Source organism: Halomonas sp. YLB-10 (assembly GCF_003856855.1).
GTDB classification, from domain to species: Bacteria; Pseudomonadota; Gammaproteobacteria; order Pseudomonadales; family Halomonadaceae; genus Halomonas; species Halomonas litopenaei.
Genome location: NZ_RRCU01000020.1, coordinates 1 through 1783 on the forward strand (window position 1 = coordinate 1; position 1783 = coordinate 1783).

At 61.4% G+C, this 1783-nt stretch carries 1 protein-coding gene; it reads left to right on the top strand.

The annotated features are described in order from the left end of the window. Positions 1-916: 916 nt before the first annotated feature. Positions 917-1147 (top strand): hypothetical protein, encoded by a 231-nt coding sequence (locus EBB56_RS21745; RefSeq protein ID WP_124805335.1) that lies wholly within the window; start codon positions 917-919, stop codon positions 1145-1147. The last annotated feature ends 636 nt before the right edge of the window (positions 1148-1783 follow it).

The following is a 1783-nucleotide window of genomic DNA, read 5'->3' on the forward strand; positions in this document are numbered from 1 at the left end:
CGTTCCCGCGCTCTGCAAGCCGAACTGCGTTTGCAAAGTGGCGTGGTATGCACATGGCCCGGCGGTTTGAAGGCGCGCGGCGAGGTCGAGGGCCGCCTGGCTGGGCGAGCGACCCGGCCGGAGGCGCAGCCCTCCGCCGGGCCGTGAAGGCCGGGCAGGCGGGCCGAAGGCCCGCCCTACTTGTAGTAATAACACTTAACGGAGAAAGAAGAACAGGAAAGGCTTGCGCGGGAGTTCGGTGATGCTATAGTCATGACAACGTAATGCTATGTAATGACAAATGGCGATCATACCGAAAGACGCGGTGCTCCAGATCAGGTTGCCGTCCGATCTGGCTGCGAGATACCGCGACCTGTGCGAGGAACGGATGACACCGGCCAGCGCGCGGGTCCGGCAGTTCATCCTCAGGGAGGTCGAGGAATGGGAACGGGCGAAGGCGCGTTCGGCGTCTCAGGCGTTGCAACAGGCTCGTGAACCGGTAGCGGCCACCCCTCCCCCTGCTCCTGCTCGTTCGGCGCCGCCAGCGCCTCGGAACGCAGCGGAGGAAGGCTTGACCCGGAAGGAAAGGCGCGAGTTGGAGCGAAAGCGTAGGAAGGGGCTGGTTGATGACGACGAGTAAGCGGTACTGCCTGTACGTCGATGGCGCGATGGTTCGCCGCGTCTCGGGCATCGGGCAGGCTCATGAAATCCTGCTGCGGCTCGGCGATGCGATGCGGCCCGGGGAGTGCCGGAAGTATCAGGTCCGGCTAGGTGACAACGTGGTCTGGGAGGGAGAGCTAGAGGCTAGCTCTGGGCCAGAGGAGGTGAACTGATAGTCTGCAAATTATGCGTCAGACGTAGCAAAAGAAACGGGGCCTGCACGTGTGCCAACACATGTAAGCCCCTGACCACAAAGAATCTTTAAAGGAGATTCCTCATGGGTACAGCCAATTCTATTCAAACGGCCTGCGAACGGCTTGGTAACAAGGTTCTTTCGCTTAACGCACTCGTTCAAATAATTTCAAAGACTCAGCCTCCGATGACAGAACCGGAGGCCTCGGTGATGTGGCTTCTTTCCAACTTAGCCGAACCGCTCTGCGAGTCTTTCTACGAACTTGAGTCGCTGCTTGCGGAAAAAATTTCCGCGACGGAGGTGGCCAATGGCTAGGAATCCTTCGCGTAAATGGGCGAGCCCTGCTGAGTGGGAGTACGAGCGCCAGGGTTACCCGATGAAGGCGCTGACCCGTTTCCTTAAAACGCATCGGAAAACAATCACTGCGTGGGATGACGGTTCGCGGCCGGTGCCTCATTGGGCACCAAAGGTTCTGCGTCTGCATCGCGTCGAGGGCGCGTCTTACCTGAGGCAGATTGGTCGGCCTGATTGGCGTGACCGACCTGGTGTGTCACACAGCGATCAGGGAGGCGATCATGCAGCGCGTTGACAAGATGGCGTGGCGTGCTGGGTTCGACGCTGGTGTTGCGGGCCTGCCGCGTGTCTGCCCCTACTCCTCGGATAGCGTTCTCGCTCTGTCATGGTCTATGGGCTACTCAGAGGGGAGCGCCTGCCGAGCGTGGCGACGCCGCACTAGGCCGGGGGTATGGGGGCGGTAGCGCCCCATGCAAGCGCTGCGCTTGAGCCCGTGTAATACGTTTTTGCGGCCAAAGCCTATCCTGCCCGCCTCGCGTTCCCGCGCTCTGCAAGCCGAACTGCGTTTGCAAAGTGGCGTGGTATGCACATGGCCCGGCGGTTTGAAGGCGCGCGGCGAGGTCGAGGGCCGCCTGGCTGGGCGAGCGACCCGGCCGG

Coding starts and splice junctions, on each gene's coding strand:
- EBB56_RS21745 (WP_124805335.1), top strand. CDS start 917: ATGGGTACAGCCAATTCTATTCAAACGGCCTGCGAACGGCTTGGTAAC.